This is a genomic window from Kovacikia sp. CALU 1929 (assembly GCF_056784235.1).
This window is the reverse complement of sequence record NZ_JBXBCF010000071.1, coordinates 145,620-167,364: the sequence shown is the minus strand read 5'-3', so window position 1 is coordinate 167,364 and position 21,745 is coordinate 145,620. Positions and strand designations below refer to the sequence as shown.

Here is a 21,745-nt window from a genome sequence, read left to right as displayed (position 1 = left end):
CAACAGCTATGACAACACAAACTGCATCTCAACAAAGACAAACTCCAAAGAACGAATGGATTGAGTCTGCCAAGACAGCAGGACTTGGATTACTAATGGCACTGGGAGTTCATACCTTTGTTGCTGAAGTTCGTTATATTCCATCCGGGTCGATGACACCCACACTCCATGAGGGCGATCGCGTCATTGTGGAGAAACTGTCTTACCACATTCGTTCTCCTCAACGGGGTGAAGTCGTAGTGTTCCAGGCTCCACCAGAATTGAAGGCTCAAAACCTGGATGGAGACTATATCAAGCGCATTATCGGATTGCCCGGTGATGTAGTGCAGGTCCAAGGTGGACAGGTTTTTGTCAATGGGCAGGAACTTTCAGAGACCTATCTCCAAGCGCTGCCGAATTACGCCTACGGTCCGGTCACAATTCCCCAAGATCATTACTTCGTACTGGGAGATAACCGGAATCAGAGTTATGACAGCCATCTTTGGGGCTTTGTCCCGCGTGATGCCATTGTGGGACATGCTTCATTACGCTTGCATCTGTCTCGATTTGGACTCCTTTAACTCACTCAATACGGGAGAACCAAAATGACTTTCCCTCTTTGGCATTATCTTAAGCAACCTCTGTTTGACCCACAACAGCCTCCGATCGTGCTACCTCAACGATTCAGGCGGTATTACCTAATTGAACAGCAGTTAATTCGACGATTTCAGCACATCAACCATTTGGAGTGGTGCTGGAGCCTCCAGTTGAAAAACTTTAATTCTGATTAATTCCTCGCGCCCCTGACAGGAGGATGCCTTGATTTCCGCCCAACCTGCTCCACCACCAGCGATTTACGAGTCTGGGAAGACTGCTGATGTAGCAGTCCTTAAGGAACCTGCACTCAAAAGTTCGCCGATGATCGGTGCTCCAAAAGAAGCCGATCCAACAGCAGAAGGATTAGCAACACCATCAACGGTTGAGCCTGCGATCGAACAACACATTGAACCTACAAAGACATCGATACAGACAGATCAACCAGTTCAAACACCTGAAACGGTGCCTAATCAAGCTATACATACCAATAAGCAGCAGGTAGGCAAGCAAGAATTAAAGGCAAAGCCGGAGTCCACGAAGAACACCTCCCAATCATCTAACCCAGATTTAGCTACAGACTCAACTCAGTCAGAAACCAAGTCGGAGCAGCAGAAGGCTTTAGAGCAACAACTGGTCGATGTGGCGGCTCAAAAGAATGAGGACAAAGCTGAACAGATCAAGCAGTATTTAGTCATGGTAACTCTGCACTACGCTGAAGCTGGAAAGCTTGAACTGGCTCGTAAAACGGCGCAAAACCCGCTACTCCCTGCGGACATTCAAGCAGAACTGTTTCAACGGATTAATGAAATTGAGGCGGAGACCATCCAGGTATCGCTTAATCCAATCGAAGCATCTCAATCAACGCTATCTCAAGAAGATCAACCAACAACAGAAGCAAGTGCCAACCCCAGCATCCCGAACAAAAACTCCATCTCGTTACAACCAAGCTCCCGTCAACTGCCAGCGCCACGGAAAGGCGATAGGAGAGCACTAACGATTAGTCCATCGGCACCGACCAGCACGCTCTCTAGTCAGGAGTTTTTTCCTGCTCCAATAGTTAAGCAGTCACCATCCCACCCGCCGTTAGTGCGGAGCAACTTGAGACTAATTTTTCCATTGGCAGTTGCGGCTTCAACTACATCCTCATTCGGTTGGCGAGTCCATCCAATTAGTGGTGAGAGCCGATTTCATGCAGGAATTGACTTTGGAGCACCAATGGGTGCAACGGTCATTGCGGCTCACTCTGGACAAGTAGTGGCTGCTGAGTGGCAGGGAGGCTACGGATTAGCGATCGCGCTCCGGCACAAGGACGGCACGGAAGAAACGCTGTATGCTCACCTATCAGAAATTTTTGTTCAACCAGGTCAGTGGGTCGAACAGGGTCAGCCTATCGGGGCAGTTGGCAGCACAGGCAATTCAACCGGACCTCACCTTCACTTTGAAGTTCGGCAAAACACTGGCGAGGGCTGGATTGCAGTTGATCCAGCAACACAATTGAATCAAGCCATTCCTGTAGCTCACGTTTCCAGAAATCGTTTTACTCCTTTTAACATTCAGCAACTGAACCATCGACGAAGAAATCTACCGTTTGCAAAAGCATTAACGATGAGCACTTCTCGCCACACGCTCACACTGCCAACGGACGATCGCAGTAAAAAGGATCAAAAAACTGGCTTGGACTATAAAACACTGATTGAGCTGTACGCTCATCTCTCCTCAAACTCAAGCCAGAGAAATTCTTCAAATTCTCTAATTGCGGATAAGCCCAAGTTCAAATGGTCGCTCTATCCGTTTCTGGCAATGCTGATACCTACAGCGACCAATAGACCTCCCGACAAATTTGAAGTCCCTTTCACAACCTTTCTGCTGAATGTAATTCGGGCGATCGAATTACATTCAGTCCCGGCAAAATTGAGTGGTTAAGCGATCCCAAGAGATCGCCTACTTCCCTTTAGCACAGGAAATAGCTTGGGCGATTTGTCAGATCAAGAGGTTTCAGCAACACTCAACTCGCGTAACAGTAATATGGGGATTAGCGAAGTGAAACAACCCATGAGTTCAATCCCCGCTTTTCACAAACTTCCAGAATGCGACTGTTGCCAGTTTTATACGGGCAATACGCTTTTACTTTGTCCAGTACATCCAAGTGGTGTTAAGCAAGATCAGTGTCTAGACTTCCGGGAGGATGAAACCGCAGCGCGACGCTGGAAACAATTTTTAGGATTGGATTGGGTTAGCGAGGTAGGACCAGAGGATGAGAATCTTTGGCGTAACTCCTTAGAGCAGCAAGAATTAGAAGAATCTAGCTACTACAACGGAGAGTTAATTACAAACCCTAAACAGCGATGGAGTCGTGAACAGCAAGCACATCTACTCGATTACCATCCAATATTCACTGGACGTTGCCCAGAGTGTGAGACACCGATAGAACAACCAGAATTGAAGCAGGGCTGGAAATGCTCACATTGTAGTTGGGAATTCATTTGGGAGGACTGAGTTTATTCTTAAGCTGCCATGAATTGATTCAGGACAACTTCAAGACGATTAAAATCTGCGCCAGAGACAGCTTCAATACCATCAGGACTAACCGCGAGAAAGAATGGAGTGCCAGTAATCTGTAGCTGTGTTGCAAGTTGCAGATCTTGAGAAATCACTTGTGATGCTGCAATGCTTTGGCGATCGCGATTAAACCTGCTCAAATCTAAATTTGATTTTTTGGCAATTTTCAGATAAACCGTCTCATCCAACGGCTTCTCTGTTTCGTATAAGGCATCGTGGTACTGCCAAAACTTGCCTTGTCGTCCAGCCGCCCATGCTGCTTTTGCCGCTGGTATTGATTGTGGGTGAATATCGGCGAGTGGCAGGTTCTTGTACGCGAATGCCATTGTCGGGAAGCGATCGCGCAGTTGCTTTAGACCCAGATGCGCCTGAATACAGAACGGACATTCAAAATCGGCAAATTCAATCAGAGTGACAGCGGCACGTTGACGATCGCCCAAAACAGGTGAGTTTTCAAGAATTTGCGGAAGTTGCTGCCGGACTTGCTCAAACACTTGCGCCTGTTCCTGCGCCTGCTGTTCTCGCTGCTGCTGCTGATAGGCAGACAGAGATTTGAGAATTGCTTCTGGGTGCTTATCAATGACCTCTAAAATGCTTTTCTCTAAATTGGCATTCACTGTAGCCAAAGCAGGGATGCTGTTAAACAGCCAGATGCTACAACACAGCAAAATCACCAGGATGCGCCGCCACCACTTCATTTTCCACCTGCCTCGATCGCAGAGTTTGCCATTTTAATGAGCGACGCGCGATCGCCCAGCTTCACTCCAACTGAGTAGCGGTAACTATATTCGTCCCAAACCACTTGGGCATCCGTGCAAACGTGACGACAGACCCAGGGGAGAAACCAACCTTCAATGCCATTTGCCAGCTTGACTCGTGACAACGGTTCTTTGGATCGATGCTCCTGAAAACTGCTTTGGCTCTGCTCAGTTAAAGTTCGCTTGAAAGCCTCATCAATTGATTCAGCGGGTCTCATCCCACCTGAAACAGATCCAAATCGGCAGGCATTCCCACCATCGCAATCGGGGGAGTAGCCCAGAATGGCTAAGTACCCTCGTTCGGGTTGAGGCTGTGAAACTGCTGCGCTAATGGATGGTGGCGGATACCCTTCTGCTGTTGGGCGCTGTCCTTCAGCCGGAATGTAGATTGGTAAACGCAACGGAACACCACTACGCTCCAGTGTGGGACGAACTGATTGAAACAGGGTCGCTGCATTTGGAAGATTAGGCGCAGTGCTTTTCGTGTAGGCACGAAGCGCAAAAAAGCAGCCAACTCCAATTACCAGCAGGACGATCGCGAGTCTTACTCTTCGTCGCATTTCAAACCTCTCTTATTGCTTACGCCAATTTGCGTCGTATCGTTCCATCAACTGCTCTGCTGTTTGTTTTGGAACGCCAGCTTCTACTAATCCCTGCACACCCAAAGAACCACCACCCGAAGTAACTACGTTCCAACGATTTCCTTTTTTCTTTAATAGGGTATTGCCAGCCATTTCCCCTCGTATCCACCCGACCAGTGCATACCCATTGGCTTGGGCAACTTCAGCGATCGTTGCATTGGGTTTAATGCCTTGTGAGTTGAGATGCTTGAGAGCCGCTTGTTGAATCGCTTTTGAATCAGCATTAATTGCAACAGCCTGGGGTTGACGCGCCACGACAGCCTGATCAGGATGAATCCAGGGTTCAAGCAAGATACTGGCAGCGATCGCAATACCACAGAGAACCACTAAGGTAAGCTGACGCCCAATTCGATGTCGTTGCATAATGACCTCCTATTTGACGCGATAGATTTCTTCAGTTGGAGCTTCGCCCAGATGAGAACTGTTGTTGTAGCTACCTCCAAAATTGCGATCGGATTGCCAGGAAAACGTTGCTCGACTGGACGAATTGGATAGAACACGAGTGCAACCGTCGTTTTGACAAATTCCAATATGCTCATAGCCTCTTGCCATAATGATGTCTCCAGCTTTCGCTTGAGAAGGCGCAACACGAGTTCCCCGACCCGATTTCATCGCAGACGCGACCGAGGGTACATAGTTTGAGTTGGAACCAATCGGGGCAATGCCTGCATCTGCAAGCACTTTATTGACTGCCCAGGCACAAGCTTCCCGTCCTCCTTTGGGACCCATGCTCGTATTCATTCCTCGCAGTTTTTGAGCACTTTGCATAATCTGATCATTCTTTGCTCCCCCTCCAGTGGAGCCTCCAGTAGAACCATTCGGTGATGAACAAACAACAGCCCCAGAGATATCTTTTCCGGCAGCACTGGTTCCATTTGCCGATCGCAATGCTCGCTCAAATCGTTGATACTTCTCGTTGATAACCCCACCAACTTTGCCGTAGTCGCCATTCACCACACTCCGGGCACAGGCTAAATCAGCCCTAGAACCACCAATGCACTGCCCAATACTTCGATTGGTATACCAGCCCTCTTTCATACCACGGCACAAAGCAGCAGCGGCAATACCCGGTTGATGCAACCGCTTGTCACTCATGCCCTTGTAGCCAGGAAGTCCTAGCTTTTGGAACACCTTGCGTTTGTTTTCACACCATGTCACCTGAATCAGTCCTTCGCCCCAACCACAGGAGTCATACATTGTGCGGCTGTATTCATTGGTGGTGTTGAAGTGATCTGATTCATGTTCTGCGGTTGCCAGAATGTAAGCAAGCTGATTCTTGTCGGTCACTCCAGCTTTCGCACACTCCTGCATAATGTGGGGCATGTATTTTGCCGCTTTTTGCATCTCGCTACTTGGCAGAGCGGTTAGTGCTGCCCGACTCACGGCATCTAGCTTACTTGAGTCAACCTGGCAAGTTTCTGAATTATCGCTGCTTGAGCCTGAATCATATTGGTCAATCAGGTCTTGTACCTCTTGAGGAGTTTCAGGCGGTTCAATGCCTGCGGGTGGGGTCATGGGAGTCAAGCCGACGAACACCATCCCCTTCTCTTTAGTTGGCAGGAAAGGGACGGGACCGATGAAGTAAGGCGTACAGCCCAGGTCGATCGCTCCACGGTGGCAGACACGGAAATACAGACTAAATTGCCCAGTGCCAGAAGATTCATCCGTTTTGGTTAGAACGACTTTGAAGGCAGGACCAAACGGATGCCGTCCAGTAGGTTCTTTACCACCATTGAGTTGACCGAGGATGCCTTCTCCACCTCGCACCATTTGCTCTCCTGAACCTTTACCACCGCGAATCCATCGAGCGTTATTCAATTCAGGAGAACCTGCTGACCCCAGACTAATCGGCGATCTCAGTTCAATGTAGTCACACCCTTGAGATTGGGCACAGGGGTGTTTAAATCCAACCTTGTCGCTTCCCGTAATTGAGAATTTTGTGGGAGTCTGACGCGATTCTTTATGCGAGCGATCGCCCCCATAGGTCACGTCATGGATGGCAACGAAACCGAGAAACTGTCCTGGATTCAGGGGAAATTGGGAGAACGCAACTTGAGAGAGTCCCGGTACGCCATTGATAAAAGCGATTTGCCAGTCCTGAAAGTTGCCTAGCTGAGCCTGATCCAGACCAGGAATTTGGGTGAAACTGTATTGGTCGAGTGGCAACTTATCTAGAGACAGGCTGCCCAACACTTCATGGTTGGCGATCGCGGAGATTGGGGCAGAAAGCACCTGTCCACCCCAGTCGTTTAAGTTCAAATTTTTCAGTGCAGCTTGGGTCAGGTTCCCATTCACCAAGTCCACAAGTGGTTTGACCTGACCCAAACGCAGGTCTCCTAAACCTGGGATTGCGCGCGTCAGGCTGGCGATCGTCTGTCGTCCAATCAAGGGAAAGTTGCTCAGACTAATGGTGTTTAGATCAAGCCCTGACAACTGAGCAATGTCATTTAAGCTGAACCCTTGAAAGCCAAAGTCATCCTGAACGTCACCGAGCATCATGACATCACCCAGCGATGAGTCAGCTTGCCAACTGCGAGACGGATTGTACCCAAGCTGGTTAACCGCATCGGCTGGAATGTCGATAGAGCCACCGTCTTGAAGTGTCGGGAGGCTTGAGAAAGAGATGCTACCCCAATCTGGAACTGGAGCGCCGTTGTAGGTCGCAGTTGGGACGTATGTTTCAGCGGCTCTGGCGCTTGAGGGATTACCAAAGATTCCAGTGAAGACCAGCAGAACGGCAAGGACGATCCAGAGGAGATGTCGAAAACAGGCTTTCATAGAGGGGCATAAGAACCACACTCTATGAGCCTATGAATGCCATCTGACTGGCGTATGGCACGGGTTAGCGTTTATCTGACAGCACTAAACTGAGTGGTGATACAGCTCAACACTAATTAGCCACTTTCATCTTTTCCTTTGCCATCAATAACAAACCTTGTCAATCTTTGCTATTTACAGCAAAATGAAAGGGATCACTCCTTCACGTAGCTTGGTTATGAACGTCTCACTTACGTCAGAACTGGAACAGTTTGTCCAGGAAAAAGTCAAAAGCGGTCGTTACCTGTCTGCAAGCGAAGTGGTGCGCGAGGCATTGCGGTTGTTGGAAGATCGCGATCGCATCCAGCAAATCAAGCTGGAAACTTTGCGAAAGGAAATCAGGATTGGTGTTGAGCAGATTGAGCGCGGGGACGTGGTGGATGGTGATGCGGTCTTTGCCGAGCTAGAAGAAGATATTTGCCGGATTGAGCAGGCTGGTACATGAGCCGCTATTTCTTCTCTGTTCAAGCCAAGCAGGATTTGAAGCAAATTGTCGATCGCATTGCCCGTGATAATCCTGCTGCGGCAAGAAGATTGGCAGCAGAAATCAAGCGCAAGGCGAAAGCAAGCGCAGAATTTCCAGAGATGGGGCATTCTTACGCTTACCTGCTACCATCGCTGCGGGGCTTTTTTGTTGGGGATTACATCGTCTTCTATTTTCCCAAACCAAACAGCATTCAGGTAATTCGAGTGCTAAGTGGCTATCGCGATCTGGAGGCAATGTTTTTAGGAGATGATGAATAAAAACAGGCGATGCTCTGATAGCAGTTAACAGTTAATCAATACTACCTGACAGTAATTAAAAAGATTCTCATTTGACTGGAGCATCCAGGTTATGAATTAATATTTCTACAATTAAGTGATTAGCGATCGTACCCAACCGCATGAAGCCGTTCAGAACTTTTTTCTTGCCGTTGAGCCTGTCGTTGCAGTCGATTGGCAACCATCTCAAATCGGTGAGCATCTGCCGTCGTCACTCTGGTTGTTTTCACATCTGGCTCTCCCTGCTCTACCTTCAAAATCGCTCCCCGACCTGGCTCTAGAATTTCTAAGGGAAGATTCTGACGATCTGCTTCCGATGGCTGAACTCCACGCCCTTTTGCAAAGGCATAAATTATATTTTGCTCAGCGTAAACGGTGTAAGTACTGCCAACATAGCCAATTCCTTTTCCAGTCTGCAACGGCTCTCCACCAGCTTCTAAAAGAGTGCTTGCATGTTGAGCGATCGCTAAGGTCTGCTCGCGCCAAGCAGATTTGTCCTGGTCCATTGCTTTTAGGTCGCGATCGCTCAACGGTTGCCCCTGCACAAACGCCTTCCCAATCTGTTCAATTTTGCTCAAGTGACGATCTGAGCGCCCAACATCCCGCGCCTGACGATACCAGTTTCGGACATCCTCAACACTAACCTGTCGTTGAGGTGGCTCCGGTTGCTCGGTTGTCGGAACCATTGAGGCAGGAGAATTGGGTTGAGCCACAGAATCAGGCATAGCGTTAACAGCAGCAATCGATAAAACTGATGCAAGTGGCTCTGATTGACTGACAGATTGTTCTTGTTTGGCTTGGGCGATCGCAACTGTTTCCACAGGCGATCGCCCAATTTGATAATTCGCCTGATCCAGTGCCACCGCTGTCTCTCGAAACGCTTGCAAATCTGCCTCCAAAATGTTGCCCGTGCAATTGGGGTCGAGAATTCCCCCAATGCTTTGAGCCGTCATCTCACTTCCATCCTTGCCAACCACAAAGAAGTTATCGTTCAGGGGATTGTAGCTGATGTCGTAATTCTGACTGGAAACCGTCCAGAACTCATCATTCGCATCCAATTGAAGTTTGTCTGTGGCTTCGCCATAGGCGTAGGCACGTTCAGCAATTTGAAGGATCTCTTGTCCCCTCGCCAATTCAGTCTCTCTTGCTTGCGCTGAAGAAATTTCAACGTCAAAGCTTTGAGTCAGTTGCCCCTCACAAAGTTCTACACCGTCATGCACAGTTTGTGTAGTAGCTTCCACCATACCTGACTCAATCCCTTCAACGGCTGGCATGGTCTGTGTTGTCTGCCTCGCTGCCCACGCTTGTTGTGCCGCTTCTGCAAATCCTTGATCCAGAATGTTTCGGGCAAACATGGCTCCAAAGCTTTTATCCAGTCCGCGTGACTCACCGCCTGTGAAAGGATTTTGAACCGCTGTTTCACAAAGTTTCAGATGCCCGGTATCAGAAAGATGAAACACAATTTCGCCGTCATGAACCAAATCAAAATCGTCTTGTCGATAGTAGGTGCAATAGAGAAGATTGTCGTGACGCTCAACGACCAACGGAAGGTAAGGTTCATTTTCGATCCGAAGATGAAAACCCTGCTCTGGCTTTGGAGCATTGAAAACAATTTCTGCCAACCCTGCCTGATCAAAGAATTTTGCAATGGTTTTCTCTGCTCGACCAAATTGCTCTTTGGATGGCAAAATTCGAGTGGTTGCCATTGCCTCCTCGACAGTAGCTTCCAATTGAGGCGATTGATCTCGCCCATCCTGCGAGTGCTCCTGGTCTGAGCGTTCCCATTCATTTTGCACAACGGTTTGAATCGCTAATTGCATAAATTCGGGAGTTAGCCCCATGCGATCGCGCTCCGGGTAATGCTCCATAAAGGCAGTGGCAATTTCTGAATCACCAACCTCGTTCTGCTGCAACCATCGACGCAATGCTGGGGCAATTCGCTGAACTTCCGCGTCTAAGTGCTGCACAAAGTCTTGATGCACTTGCTGTACAGCAAACTGAGCGTAATTGGCTACATCCTGTAAACCCTCTGCCATGACAGCTACATCAGACTGCATGACATGATCAATTCGCGTTTGAGCAGGATATTCCATCCAATTCGCCGTTGCTCCCTCAAACTCCAACCGCAAATAATCATCAGGAGCCTCAAACACCCGCACAGTGAGATCGCCCAAGGCAGTTGAGATCGTAGCCGTTGCAATTTCACTGGAGGCAATGGCATCTCCATTTGGTGAAGAATCCCCACCCGGACTTGCCTCTTCTACGGATGAGACAATGGGCAGTTCGGCTTGGATTGGAACTGTTGAGGATTCTGGGGTCGGTATCTCCGACACCTGCACTGGCGGTTCAACGGTTTCCATTGTAGGCAGATCCAACCCCATCAATTCCCGCGCCTTATCTTGATGGGTGAACGCTCTGAGTTTGCCGTGAGACTCGTAGAGATAGGTCAAAACCGCCTCAACCTTGTCAGCCTCAACTACCAAACGCATTCTCTCTCCTAGAGAAGTAAATTCCGCTCCAGCGACAGCAATCAACCCCTCATCCAGAAAGTAATCTCCCCCTTTCTGCTTACTCGCGTCAGTCATGAGAGCTAGATTGCCATCTCGAAGCCCCAGCACCGATAGCCTCTGGTCTGCCGATTTCAGAGTCCCTTTGTTCTCTGTGACCTCCAAAAATCGCTGACAGGATTCCGGTGTGGTCATGATGACAGGCTGTTCTTCCAGCGCCTCTTCAATCTTGAAGTTCCGCGCCATCAGCATCCCCTGGTGGATCTCACCGTCCTCAGTGGTGTAGTTAATCAGCTTGCCTGTAAACTGCTCCGCTGCCCGAATGACGTTGCCTGTGAAAATTTGGCGTTGCTCGTAAACCTCTTGCTGCTTTTCGTCAAACTTGTTAATAATCTCATTGCCCCGCCAGTCCAGTACCTCTTGTCTCAAGCTGACTCCAGTGATTGATTCCGTATTGATTTTGGAGAACGGAACGATGAGTTGCTGAGTCGCATCTGCCACCTGGATTTGGAGTCGCCACATCGAGGGAGCAACCGGGTTACCTTCCTCACTGGAGCGATCGATCACCTTCTGCACAATGCCATAGTGAAAGTCACCGTCTCGATTTCCCGTCAAACAGACGGACTGACCCACTGGAAACTGCTCTAACCACTGCTCGACGGTTCGAGCTTGTCGATTGAGTTTGTCGTTCAGTTGAGTGATCTTGAAGGTTAGTTTTTCGTTCGCTTCGGTTTCACCACCTTCGTTCTCAACGTTTTCCTGTCCATTTACATGCGATTGAGTTAACCGTTCCAGTGTCCGCTCTCGATAAACTTGGGTGCGTTCTCGCAAATTCTGAATCGTTTGCTGAGTCTGCTGCTGTGCCCGTTCATCAACCAAGCGCTCATCGTGTAGTTCCAGGGTTTCAACACCTGGAAGTCCCAGCTCTTGCCGAACTAAATTTGTTACGTCCAGCGCCGTCAATGGCTTCCGGGGAGATTTTGCTTCCACAATCTCCAGGAAAGCTGATTCAGCAAAGGGGCTATCAATCCCTTCTTTTGCAGGCATCACTTCCATGCGAGCCAACGTTTTTGCCTGTAAATCGACGGTTTCAGCCTCCAGAGAACTGGTGCCCATCGCTTGTTCTCGTTCCAGCAATTCCAGATATTCCCGCTCAATTAGCCCATACACTCGCTCCTGGTGGGACAGCGGTAGCAGGGGAATGCGTCCGGTGACTTTGGCGATTGCCCCTTCTGTGTCGATCGTATTCAGATCAGAGTCCTCTGTCAGCCCAGAGATGGGGTAGCCTAACTTGACGTGCAGGTCTGGATGGTTTGCCATCACTTCAACTGCTACCTGATCGCCATACTCATTCAGGAAATCTACCACTTCACCCAGGCTAAAGCTGCTATCTCGTGCAGCGGTTGTGTTGGCGTTGAGGGATGCCATCTTTTTGAGCAGCACCGCAGCGGGACGTTTTTCAGCCGCAATGTCACCCATCACCAGGCTGAAACTTGGCAACTCTACCTGACCTGTCCGGTGAATCCGACCCAAGGTCTGCATAAACTGATTGATGTCCAAGTCCGGTTGGCAAATCAGCATGTGCCGGGAACGCTGATCGGCAAATCGCTCGGAGGCATGAAGGCTGATGCCCGTTGAGCCAGAGCGATTGAGAATAATGACATCCATTTCCCCAGCGTTAAAGGCAGCTACGTTTTGAATCGCGGCTGTCGTACCCCGTTCCTTGCTAGAGCGGGTTTGATACGTTTGCAGTCCATCGGAACCATATTCAATCCGATCATCGCGTCCAGTAATTTCGCCAGTCCGGTAGCCCTCTTGCTCTAGCCGATGGCGGATATAGTCAATGGGTGAAACTGGAATGCCATTCCAATCGGTTTCTTGAATCAGTTCTTTGGTCTCCTCATACAGATGCAGTGCAAGCGGATTTAACTCTTCATCTGTTAGCTGGCGGCGAGTGCGATCGCCAAACGCATCTTTTTCAATCACATCCCGTGAACGTTCCAGATACCGCAGCAGTAAATCTCCAACGCTCAGGTCAATTGGATCACCGGGCTTGAGGTCTTGTTCCTCCGCCGCACGTCCAATCGTGCTGCCCATCGTGTTGTAGAGGGCAATGACAGGTTTTTGGTTATTTCGCAAAATTGCCAGCGTATCCTGCACCGTCTCTTCAGCTTTCAGGGCTAACAACGTCTGCCCAATGACGTTGTGCATGATGGAGGTGAAATTGGTACTGCTGGCTCCAGCCGCACCCGTTGAGCCATCTGAAACAACCTGTTTAGCTTCTTTCTTCAGGTCTTTATCTATTTGCTTGACAGAAACTTTCTTGGCACGGTCAAACTCCATGATCGAACTCATGACCGTCGCCATATTCTGGGCGATTTCTTTGTCTACCTCAACCACTTTGGCTGAAAATTCAACGCCTTCAAAGGAGCGTTCTCGCCGCAGGTATTGACCCGACTCCGCCAGTTTTGCCGCTAGCATTTGCTGAAGCGGAACGCCACCCGATTGAACAATATCGCTGAAACTGAACTGGTCTTCAACGGCATGGCGCATCCCCGTGCGAGATGCATACAGGGTCATCGTGTAAGGATTTTTGGCATAGGTAGCAGAGGAAAACACAACTCCACCCGCCTGTTGTACCAGCGATCGCACAAAATCGGCACGGTTTTGAGGACCAGACTGAGCCGTATCATTCGATGTCCCACCAGCATTGTGACTTTCATCAAAAATGAACAAGCTTTGAGGAGCGATCGATCTCAAGAAATCTCGTCGTGCGGTTTCCTGTCCTTTAACCGTTTGAAGCTGGGAATAGGTGGTGAAAACGATATTGTAATCACCCAGATCTTGCTGCATCGCCAGTCGTTCCAGCAATGCTTTCTGCTCCTTATTCCCCCCGGTTTTGCTCTTGGTGCCATCCGGCAGGTTCAACGTAAAGTCAGAATTCGTCACCAGGGGCTTAATCGTTTCGATACCCACATCATTCAGGTCGCGCAGGAAGTCCGTGTAGAGCTTTGCGTCATAGGTGACGAACACCAACGTATTGACATCTTGAGAAGATGGCAGGTTCAAGGTGCCACTGAGTTGAGCTTTGGCAACTTCTGCCAGTTGCAGCCCCTTACCAATTCCGGTCTGATCTCCCAGAATGAATGCCTCACCCTGCTCCAGGTTGTCGATCGCCAGAGCAACGCTGTCAATTTGTTCAGCAAATGGCTGAATCCGAGTTGTGCCCAGATTCACCTTGTAATCAACAAAGGTGTCAATCGAACCCACTTTCTGTTCTAAGCGGATCAGCGAATCCTTGACGGCAGTTTGTAAATTGGTTGGCACCAATGTTCCAGCATAGGGTGCCTGACTCTGCGGTTGGTAGGGAACTTGCTTGATATCGTTGTCCATGACGGCTGTTTCCAATGAAGGGGCAGTAGCGGCTACAGGTTGCGGCAAACGGCGATCATCCGGTTCAACCACTCCTCCAGCGATGTCTCTTGAATCAAGGTTTGAATCGCTTCTAGTCGATTCCCGGTCATCGCTTGAGCCGGAAAATCGAACAGCATCATTCCCTCTGTCCAGTCCGAGGGACGCAACAGCAGCATCGCTTCTTGAAGTTCGGTATTGTTCGTCGTCAGAGCTTCTGCCCATGCCAGTGTCGATTCGTCCATTTCTGGCATCACCAACTGGTACATCTCGCCCTGGTTGAGCATATTGAGGATCTGCTGATATAGCTCCTGCTCGCTCAAATTCTTCTGTTCCAACGTCTCGCGAATCAGCCAGTCCAGGCGATCGCTCAGGAGTTCCAGATATTGGTTGTAGCTCTGGATTTCCGTCATCGTTTGCAGTATGAGCACTGCTGTCAATTGAAGAATCAGTGAGTCCTCGGTCGGTGGAGTCCAGAATTTCGAGGTGGACGGGAGATAAATCGCCATCGGGTAGTAGCTCCTTAAGGTCAGCGAAGGAACGATAGACAGTAGGTAGTTCAGCAGCGGGATAGGGTCGGACAGATTTGCCCCTGCCCTCAATCACAATCACGTCGATCGGGAAGGTCGTTCCCTGTTTAGAGTAGAGGCTTCCCGCAATGCAGAAATGCTGAGTGACGTTGTAGTTGTCGTACAGGCTTTTGTAGAAAGGAGCATTTTGCCGGGAGTTATAGCTGGCGGCAGCATCGGCTTGATTTCCGGTTTTATTCCCCATCGGCGCACTCAGGATGATGACAGAGCGCCCATCGTCTTTCATTGCCTGGAGTGCTTTAAGGGCGATGGTCTGGTCAATCTGGGTTGTGACATACTGCGGAGTTGCAGGTCCGCCCCACACCAACCATTCTTTTGTTCGCCCATTCTCCTTCACCGACCCAAAGGGAGGGTTTGCTAACATCACATCTACCTGTTCGGCAGGTAAGTAGGTAGCGGCATCATTTTCAGTGACGGTATACCCCTGCGCTCTCAGGTCAGTTACCCGGTCTGGATTCAACTCATTAACGACTGCCCGTTGGGGATTTGTCGTGAGCAGGAGTGCCGCATGTCCCGCTGTTGGCTCGTACACGGTTGTCTCTGCCGTAACCCCTGCAAGAGAGGCTGCCAGAAATGCGATCGGGATGGGGGTACTGTAAGCCTGCTGGCGAACCGATGTGGAAGAACGAACCCCCAACGTGGGCTGACGCTCTAGCAAATCAACCAATCGATCAAACGCTTCATGGATGGTTTGAGATTGCTGAATCATTTCCCGTGCCGATCGCACAACCGCCGCTTCCATTGCCTCATCCACACCTTTTGTGAGGGGACTACCGGATGGAATGGCTGTTCCCAAAACAGCCTCAGCCTGCGCCCGTGCTTCATTAATCCGGGCGTAGCTCTTTCCTTGAATTAGATGACTCTGAAATGATTTGATCAGAGCTTCACGGTCAATGTCAGGCATGATTGAAGCAAACCGTTAACTGTTAAAGGGTTTAGAATTTTGTACTGGGTTCAAACATTTGGTCTAGGCGTAACTCAATATCCGGGTCTTCTTCTCGCAGAACTAAAGAAGCATCATCAGAGTCATAATCGGCTACTGGGAGAGGGGCATTCATAGAGGCGTTATCGCTGTGTGGGTGGATCTCATCGTTAAAAGCAAGAGCAAGGGCACTCCACGCATCACACCAGCTACTAGGCAATCCGTTTGATTTAGGCAAGAGAGGACTCCTTTTAATTCAGTTCAAAGTCGCGATTCGTCTCTTGGGCTTGAGCGACCTGTTGAAGCATTTGCATCACCTTGCTGGCACGCTCAAAATCTTGTGTTTCGAGTCGCGATTCAATCTGATCACCCTGCTGATGATAAAGTTCACCCCGACCATCAACAGCCATCACCACAAGCGAATTTGAGCCAATCTCAACGGAGTAATGATGGTCTTGATAGTGATTCGTCTCGTTGTATTGGGCGACAGATCTAGCCGCGATCGCAAACTGCTCACTCTTTTGGGCATGGTGTTGTTCTCCCCGCTCAGACCCCCGGACATTTTCAACGTCCTGACGCATCAAAGCCAGAGCTTGACTCTGTTCACGAGAGAGTGTCTCCGGCTGTTCCAAAACCGTGATTTTGGGGTCTTTCTGATAGAAAACGCTCTCCGCTTTGAACCGCAGCAGGTCTTGACCTGTTTCTCTATCACTCAGCCGATAGGTGTTTCGCCCCTCAAGAGCGACACGGAAGCCGTGGTGTTCATACTGCCGTTCCTGGGTACGCTCAAAGCCTTGATTGAGCACCTCTAATGCCGCTTTTGCAGCTTGGTGAGTCCGAATGGCAGCGGGTCGAGAGGCAAGCCACTGCCCTGCCTTCTCCAGCCCACGTCCACCCACTTCTAAGGCTTTCGTCCCTCCTGCTTGTAACGAGCTTTGAGCCTGTTGTTTGAGAGCTTGAACCCGCTCACTCCCAAGTTCTTCTTGAACAGCTTTGAAAGTCTTTTTTGTCCCTTCTAAAACTGTTTGCTTCACCGTTTGAAACGTTTCACTCTCCAATCCATCCTTCACCGCCTGTACTGCCCTCTGCGAATGAGCAGCCAGGTCTTCAACAACGGATTGAAAAAAAGCTTTGCTGTCAGATTCTGGAAGCTGGGCGATTTGCTGCGACGCAACCACCAATGCAGGAGGTAAGTCAATCGTCGGCACCTGGGCAAAATGGAGTTCTTGAGCAGAATCGCGGTAGAACTCCGTGGCGCTTGGCAGGCTAAGAGGTGGTTCAGCTACCCATTGAGAAAACGCTTGCGCGATCGCTGGCAAGGTATCTGCTACTGCGATCGCTTCGGTTCCCACTCGGTAAGCAACAGGCGATTCATTCAGCATCACAGCAAGATTGTTACCTTGCGCCACCAATGTATAGTCACCAACCATCACAACAGGTTCTGTTAAGGATGGATCACCCAACGGATTCATCAACTCATCAGCCATAGCAACAATGGCTTGCGCTGCCTCTTGTGGAGTGGCGATAGACAAAGCTTCAGACTCAGAAACGATTGCGGGAATAGCGGCAATCTGAGTACTCCAGGAATTATCCAGGTCAACCTCTGTCTCTGGTTGCCAAAGCGGCATTCGTGGAAACAACCCCATCTCGTTCTTGACGAAATAAGATGTTTTCCCCAGAGCGAATTTCTAGTTGCGGGTTTTTCTGGGCGTAATCGTTGAGTTCAACCCCCTGACTGGGTGCCTCTTTGATAACTGCTGAAATTAAATCAATCCGGTCTTCAGTTAGTTCATCGCGTTGTTCACCGGATGCCATCTGACCGAAAATTGTGCGCCCATTTTTACCAAACCGAATTTTGAGATCCATCGCGTCTGGATCAACACCTGACCTTTCAGCAATCGCATCAATAAGTTGGTTAACTGAAGAAGTTGACATCGTAAAATTCCTCGCAAACTTATGCAGCTAAACGTCCGAGCACCGCGTCCACACGAGCCATTGCGGTAGCTCGATTGACAACAACCTCCCCATGTACTAATGCCAGAGCAAGCTGCTCATCAAAGTAGACTTCCATCAAAGGAGGCAGATACGTTTTAGGGCATGAACGCAGATAACTGATTAGCCCGTTTATCCAGCGGACAAATAAGATTTCATCAAACCAGATCTCGATCACCTGGGGAGTATATTTGGGTGGCAATGGTGGTTTACGGTTTTCTTCAATCAATCGCTCAATCCAGCCCGGATTCTCGCTTAAAGCCACAAGCGCTTCTGAAGATAAACCCCAGGAAGCAGGAACTAGAATTGCAGGACGCAGTTGACCGAGAGCTTGATTCAGGTGAGAGTTGTTGCCACTGTCACCAGTCGTTCTCTCAACCTCAAGAGGGGTTAATTCCGTTTCCGTAGTTACTGCCTTAAACGTGTCGTAAAAGTCCTGCCACGGCTGTTGCCAACTCGCAGGAATCAACGGATTATGCATTATTCACACTCCATTTCATAGTCAAACTGCTTCTCGACATCAACCTCAGCAGCCATTGCCAGAGTGGTCTTCTGAGCTAAGGTTGCAACGGCTTGAAAGTCTGATTCCGTAAAGTCTGTTTGTACCTCGCTTTCCAGTCCAGCAATCAGCGTTCGTCCCTCCGGGGTTTGTAACTTCAACAAATTATTTGCATCAAAACTTACGGTTAACCCGCTGCTACTCTCTTGGGCGATCGCAACATCTGGATTGGACTCCAGGTAGTCTGCAATCACAGTTAAATTCTCCCAAACGACTCTGGATGGCTCAACTAAGGGGAGAGCCAAATCCATTTCGCAGTCTTTAACGTCCGCCTCCACTTCGTCTTCAGTGGCTTCCACATGCGCCACAACAGGAGCGGTGACGAGCGGTCGCCCCTGGTCATCTACCTGCACCAACACAACGGGGGACTCTGCCACCACTGCTCCGTGTAGGTGTTCTAAGTCTCCAAGCTCCTTTCCTGTAACCGTTTCGACTTCCCCGATGGGTCGCAAGACCATTTGAGGTTCGACTGCAATCTGCCCCAGGTCTGCTGCCAGATTGCTTAACCCTTCTAGTTGAGTTGGGAGTGTCGGACCATCTTCTACACCTGCAATCGAAATAAATGGCTGTGCTGTATCTTTGACGTAAGCACAGATACCTTCCAATTCTGTTGAGCCTTGATAGGGACGGTACAGCTCATAGCGCACAGCACCCGAATCAATCTTTAGCAAGTCTTGCTGGGCTTGTGGGTCAAGGTAATCCGCGATCGCTTGAGCCGCAACCAGACTGCGCTCTTTTAACTCAGCCCCTTGATGGTCAAAAATGGTTGCGATGAGTGTTTCTCGATCCAATCCTGCTCCAGTGGATGCTAGAGGCATCCTGACTCCACAGATGTCTTCGGAGGCTTGCTCCAACAGTTGATTCGGCATAGCGCGGTAGTATTGCTCTACCGACATCGTTTGTTGAGCATTCCACTGCCCAAACTGCTCAACCTGTAATGTTGCAGCCGCTTGTTGTTCTAGCCCGTAGGCGATCGGTTCTAAATCTTCAGCCAAAGAGATATAACTACCATCGGCTTGGCAGGTCAAAATAGGCGTAAGAACCTCCTGGTTTTCAGAAGAGATGCGATTGATTTCGGTAATACCCTCAGCATCCGAACTAATTTGCAGATTGTAGTAAGCAGTTCGGACAGTTACTTCTGCATCAGGTTGAGCAAAGACATTAGCCGCATTAACTAACCGGGCTTGAACAGCAATTTGAGCCTCTACTTGCCGCTCTAGTTCGCGTTGCAGAACACCATAAGCTTGATTTGCCAAAAGGGGATTGAATTCTGGTTCCCCCACAATGTCTTCTTTAAGTTCACCGGATAGTTTGGCGGCAATCACCAATTCTTCGTTTTGGAGGTCAGGATTATTCTCATCTGGAAGCTTGAGCATCCATAACCCTTCATCCGACAAGCCAAGCATGAGGTGAGGGGACGTTCCATAAATTGGGTTGCGTTCCTCATCAATCTCAAGGCTCATCATTCGAGAGCCACTGTCCGATGGTGCAGCGTAAGACTCCAGCAGGTAATTAGCGAGGTCTTGAAGCTGTTGGGGTTGAATCTGTCGCTGCCCACTCGCAACCGCGACTGCATTCTGCTCCACCATAACTGGATACAGCGAATTCGCTGCAATCAATCCTTGTTCAGTTTGATGAAATCGCTGGACACCATTGACTTCGACATCTAGAATCTCACCATCTACCATCTCTACAACGGCTGCCTGTTGAGGTAACACCGGACGCTCAACCGCTGCACGCAAAGCTGCAATCTTTTCTGGAGGCACTGCTTCTAACGCTTCAGGGAGGGCGAGCAGCGGACGAGCAATTAATGTGTTGCCAATTTGAAGTCGAACCTCTGCTGCTTCTGAGGCTTGCAATAAAGGTGGATCGTTCCCTTCTATGGCGATCGGGTCAACTCCACGCAGCAAATCAGCTTCTCCGCCGACTAGTTGCGCCTGCTCAGTGCCCGTCAACACGTCCAATTCGGGGAGTACTTCTCCATCAATAAATGACTCCTCTTCCAACTCCGCCTGCATTTCAATGGAAGGTAACACAGGTTGCGGCTTAGGAATTTCAGGAATGTCCTGATTGAGTAGTCGGGCAAGTGCTCGATAAAGTTCAGAAATATCCCGTTCGATTTTCTCGGCACTCGCTTCACTGACTGTAAATACCATCGCGTCCCTCCATCAAGCATGATTGCGATGACTACTAATCATCAACTTCAAAATCGTAGTCAAACTCGCTTTCTACTGCTAGAGCCTGATTTGTCTTCTGCGAAAAATCTGCCAATTCCTTGAAGTCAGCACTGTTAAAATTCGTTCGGACTGAGTCTCCTTCAACGGTCAAGGTGTGACCTTCAGAGGTAATTGCCGTTAACTTCCCTTCAGCGTATTCAAGCGTGAGTCCAGTGGCTCTATCATCAGCTTTGTCCACCCCTGCTGCCTGGAAATAGGTCATCAAGTCTCCGACACTCGTCTGGTTCTCTGGGGCAAGTGTGACTTCTTTGACAACGCGGCGTGGGCGGCTGGAGGATTCTGCTTGATCCGCGTGCTGACTTGCAGACTGCCGATTTATTGTATTGATTTCGTAACCCTCGCTTTTGAGAATCGCGATCGCATCATTCACATTGGATTGAGCCAGTTTTAGCATCGGAGTTTGCTTTGTTGTCTGCTCCATTGAAGCACCCATTTTTTCAGCAACAATCTCCGCTGGCTTACCAAATAGAACGGCTCCTCCATCTGGATATAAACTGACATTGGCAACATTGCTCGCCTCTAGTTCCTTAAAAGAAACCTTATACCCTTGCGATTCCAACGCTTCTTTGGCGGGCTTGATTTGCGATTCAGTCAGGTTGAGTTTAGGCATTGCCGTACCCGTTGTGGCAGAGGGCTTGGTATAGCCTGTTTCTAGACCTAATACCCCGGCAACTTCTTGAGCCACAGCACCCGTAATCACCGCTCCTTTGCCGTTATTGCCGTCGTAGGTTGCGATCGTCGCTTCCAGTTTCAGATCCTTGGTAGCAATGTCTAAGCTCTCACCAAATTCCTGCTTGATCTGTCGGTACTCTGCGCGATCAAAGGTGAGCATGGGTCTCCCACCCGGAGTTTCGTCTGGTTCACGTTCCAGAGCTTTCGCCAGGTTTTTGGCAGAGCCATCATAGACATGGTAGGTTTCGCCATCTGGTGCCTCTCGGAAAACCACTTTGGGCTTCAAGTTGCTTTCAAGCTCTTGAGATTCCACTTTGTAGTCTTGAGATTTCAGCCACTCCACGACAGAATCAATATCATCCCGATCCAGTTTTACTTTAGGAGTTTGTTTGCTGGTTTGTCCCAATGGCAAATTAAACTCTTGAGCCACATCTTTTGCAGCTTGTCCGTAAATGGTGGCACTGTGTCCATGCAACGTGATATTAGCGGTCTTCTCTTCAACGAAAGAGACTTGATAGCCACGCTCCTCTAATCCTGCCTGCACCGTTTCAAACTGTGCGGCATCGATTTTGAGCATGGGATCTTCATTCCGGGTCAATTCGGGTTGTACCCCTAAAATTTCAGCCGCTGCTAGAGCGACATCTTCAAAAACCATTGCACCCTTGCCTTTGCCAAACACTTTCAGTTCAGCGATCGACTGGGTTTGTGTATCCGTTTCTTCAATCTGTGCTGTAGCCATAAA

17 protein-coding genes are annotated in these 21,745 nt (G+C 49.4%); 6 read left to right on the top strand and 11 right to left on the bottom strand.

The features are described 5' to 3' along the window. Positions 1 to 8 precede the first annotated feature (8 nt). The 4 genes from lepB (at position 9) to AC1S52_RS17205 (ending at position 3,072) form a co-directional block, all read left to right on the top strand. Positions 9 to 560, top strand: a complete 552-nt coding sequence (gene lepB, locus AC1S52_RS17220) for a signal peptidase I (protein ID WP_482030267.1) — start codon at positions 9 to 11, stop codon at positions 558 to 560. A 24-nt stretch (positions 561 to 584) separates the two neighbouring features. Further along, entirely contained in the window at positions 585 to 770 is a 186-nt protein-coding gene (locus AC1S52_RS17215) for a hypothetical protein (protein ID WP_482030266.1), read from the top strand. Positions 771 to 798: 28 nt separating this feature from the next. Beyond that, positions 799 to 2,499 (top strand): M23 family metallopeptidase, encoded by a 1,701-nt coding sequence (locus AC1S52_RS17210; protein WP_482030265.1) that lies wholly within the window; start codon positions 799 to 801, stop codon positions 2,497 to 2,499. Between the two features lie 129 nt (positions 2,500 to 2,628). Next, positions 2,629 to 3,072: a hypothetical protein gene (locus tag AC1S52_RS17205; RefSeq protein WP_482030264.1), complete on the top strand. Its 444-nt coding sequence runs from the start codon at positions 2,629 to 2,631 to the stop codon at positions 3,070 to 3,072. Positions 3,073 to 3,080: 8 nt separating this feature from the next. On the opposite strand, the gene AC1S52_RS17200 is transcribed toward AC1S52_RS17205, so the two are convergent. The 4 genes from AC1S52_RS17200 to AC1S52_RS17185 are packed head-to-tail and all read right to left on the bottom strand — an operon-like array spanning position 3,081 to position 7,312. Continuing rightward, on the bottom strand, positions 3,081 to 3,833 hold the full coding sequence (locus tag AC1S52_RS17200; protein ID WP_482030263.1) for a DsbA family protein: 753 nt from the start codon (positions 3,831 to 3,833) through the stop codon (positions 3,081 to 3,083). Then, entirely contained in the window at positions 3,830 to 4,453 is a 624-nt protein-coding gene (locus AC1S52_RS17195) for a hypothetical protein (protein ID WP_482030262.1), read from the bottom strand. The genes AC1S52_RS17200 and AC1S52_RS17195 overlap by 4 nt, the downstream gene beginning before the upstream one ends. A 12-nt stretch (positions 4,454 to 4,465) precedes the next feature. Beyond that, entirely contained in the window at positions 4,466 to 4,897 is a 432-nt protein-coding gene (locus AC1S52_RS17190) for a hypothetical protein (RefSeq protein ID WP_482030261.1), read from the bottom strand. Positions 4,898 to 4,906: 9 nt separating this feature from the next. Continuing rightward, positions 4,907 to 7,312 carry a hypothetical protein gene (locus AC1S52_RS17185; protein ID WP_482030260.1) on the bottom strand — a complete coding sequence of 802 codons (2,406 nt, stop codon included), beginning with the start codon at positions 7,310 to 7,312 and terminating at the stop codon, positions 4,907 to 4,909. A gap of 217 nt (positions 7,313 to 7,529) precedes the next feature. Between AC1S52_RS17185 and AC1S52_RS17180 the strand changes: the two genes are divergently transcribed. Both AC1S52_RS17180 and AC1S52_RS17175 read left to right on the top strand, forming a co-directional pair. Then, the gene (locus AC1S52_RS17180) at positions 7,530 to 7,796 is read left to right on the top strand and encodes a type II toxin-antitoxin system ParD family antitoxin (protein ID WP_482030259.1); all 267 of its coding nucleotides are present in this window, start codon (positions 7,530 to 7,532) and stop codon (positions 7,794 to 7,796) included. Continuing rightward, the gene (locus AC1S52_RS17175; protein WP_482030258.1) at positions 7,793 to 8,095 is read left to right on the top strand and encodes a type II toxin-antitoxin system RelE/ParE family toxin; all 303 of its coding nucleotides are present in this window, start codon (positions 7,793 to 7,795) and stop codon (positions 8,093 to 8,095) included. The genes AC1S52_RS17180 and AC1S52_RS17175 overlap by 4 nt, the downstream gene beginning before the upstream one ends. A 119-nt stretch (positions 8,096 to 8,214) precedes the next feature. Here AC1S52_RS17175 and AC1S52_RS17170 read toward each other — a convergent pair whose 3' ends face one another. From AC1S52_RS17170 to AC1S52_RS17140, 7 genes are all read right to left on the bottom strand, one after another. Continuing rightward, positions 8,215 to 15,525, bottom strand: coding sequence for a strawberry notch C-terminal domain-containing protein (locus AC1S52_RS17170; RefSeq protein ID WP_482030257.1), 7,311 nt, complete (start codon positions 15,523 to 15,525; stop codon positions 8,215 to 8,217). Between the two features lie 31 nt (positions 15,526 to 15,556). Further along, on the bottom strand, positions 15,557 to 15,679 hold the full coding sequence (locus AC1S52_RS17165; RefSeq protein WP_482030256.1) for a hypothetical protein: 123 nt from the start codon (positions 15,677 to 15,679) through the stop codon (positions 15,557 to 15,559). A 115-nt stretch (positions 15,680 to 15,794) separates the two neighbouring features. Next, a complete protein-coding gene (locus tag AC1S52_RS17160; RefSeq protein ID WP_482030255.1) occupies positions 15,795 to 17,171 on the bottom strand; it encodes a hypothetical protein in 1,377 nt (458 codons plus the stop codon). After that, positions 17,140 to 17,478 carry a hypothetical protein gene (locus tag AC1S52_RS17155; RefSeq protein WP_482030254.1) on the bottom strand — a complete coding sequence of 113 codons (339 nt, stop codon included), beginning with the start codon at positions 17,476 to 17,478 and terminating at the stop codon, positions 17,140 to 17,142. Before AC1S52_RS17155 ends, AC1S52_RS17160 begins: the two co-directional genes overlap by 32 nt. Before the next feature lie 19 nt (positions 17,479 to 17,497). Then, on the bottom strand, positions 17,498 to 18,016 hold the full coding sequence (locus AC1S52_RS17150) for a hypothetical protein (protein WP_482030253.1): 519 nt from the start codon (positions 18,014 to 18,016) through the stop codon (positions 17,498 to 17,500). Next, a complete protein-coding gene (locus AC1S52_RS17145; RefSeq protein ID WP_482030252.1) occupies positions 18,016 to 20,250 on the bottom strand; it encodes a hypothetical protein in 2,235 nt (744 codons plus the stop codon). Before AC1S52_RS17145 ends, AC1S52_RS17150 begins: the two co-directional genes overlap by 1 nt. Positions 20,251 to 20,284: 34 nt before the next feature. Continuing rightward, entirely contained in the window at positions 20,285 to 21,742 is a 1,458-nt protein-coding gene (locus tag AC1S52_RS17140) for a hypothetical protein (RefSeq protein ID WP_482030251.1), read from the bottom strand. Positions 21,743 to 21,745: the final 3 nt, after the last annotated feature.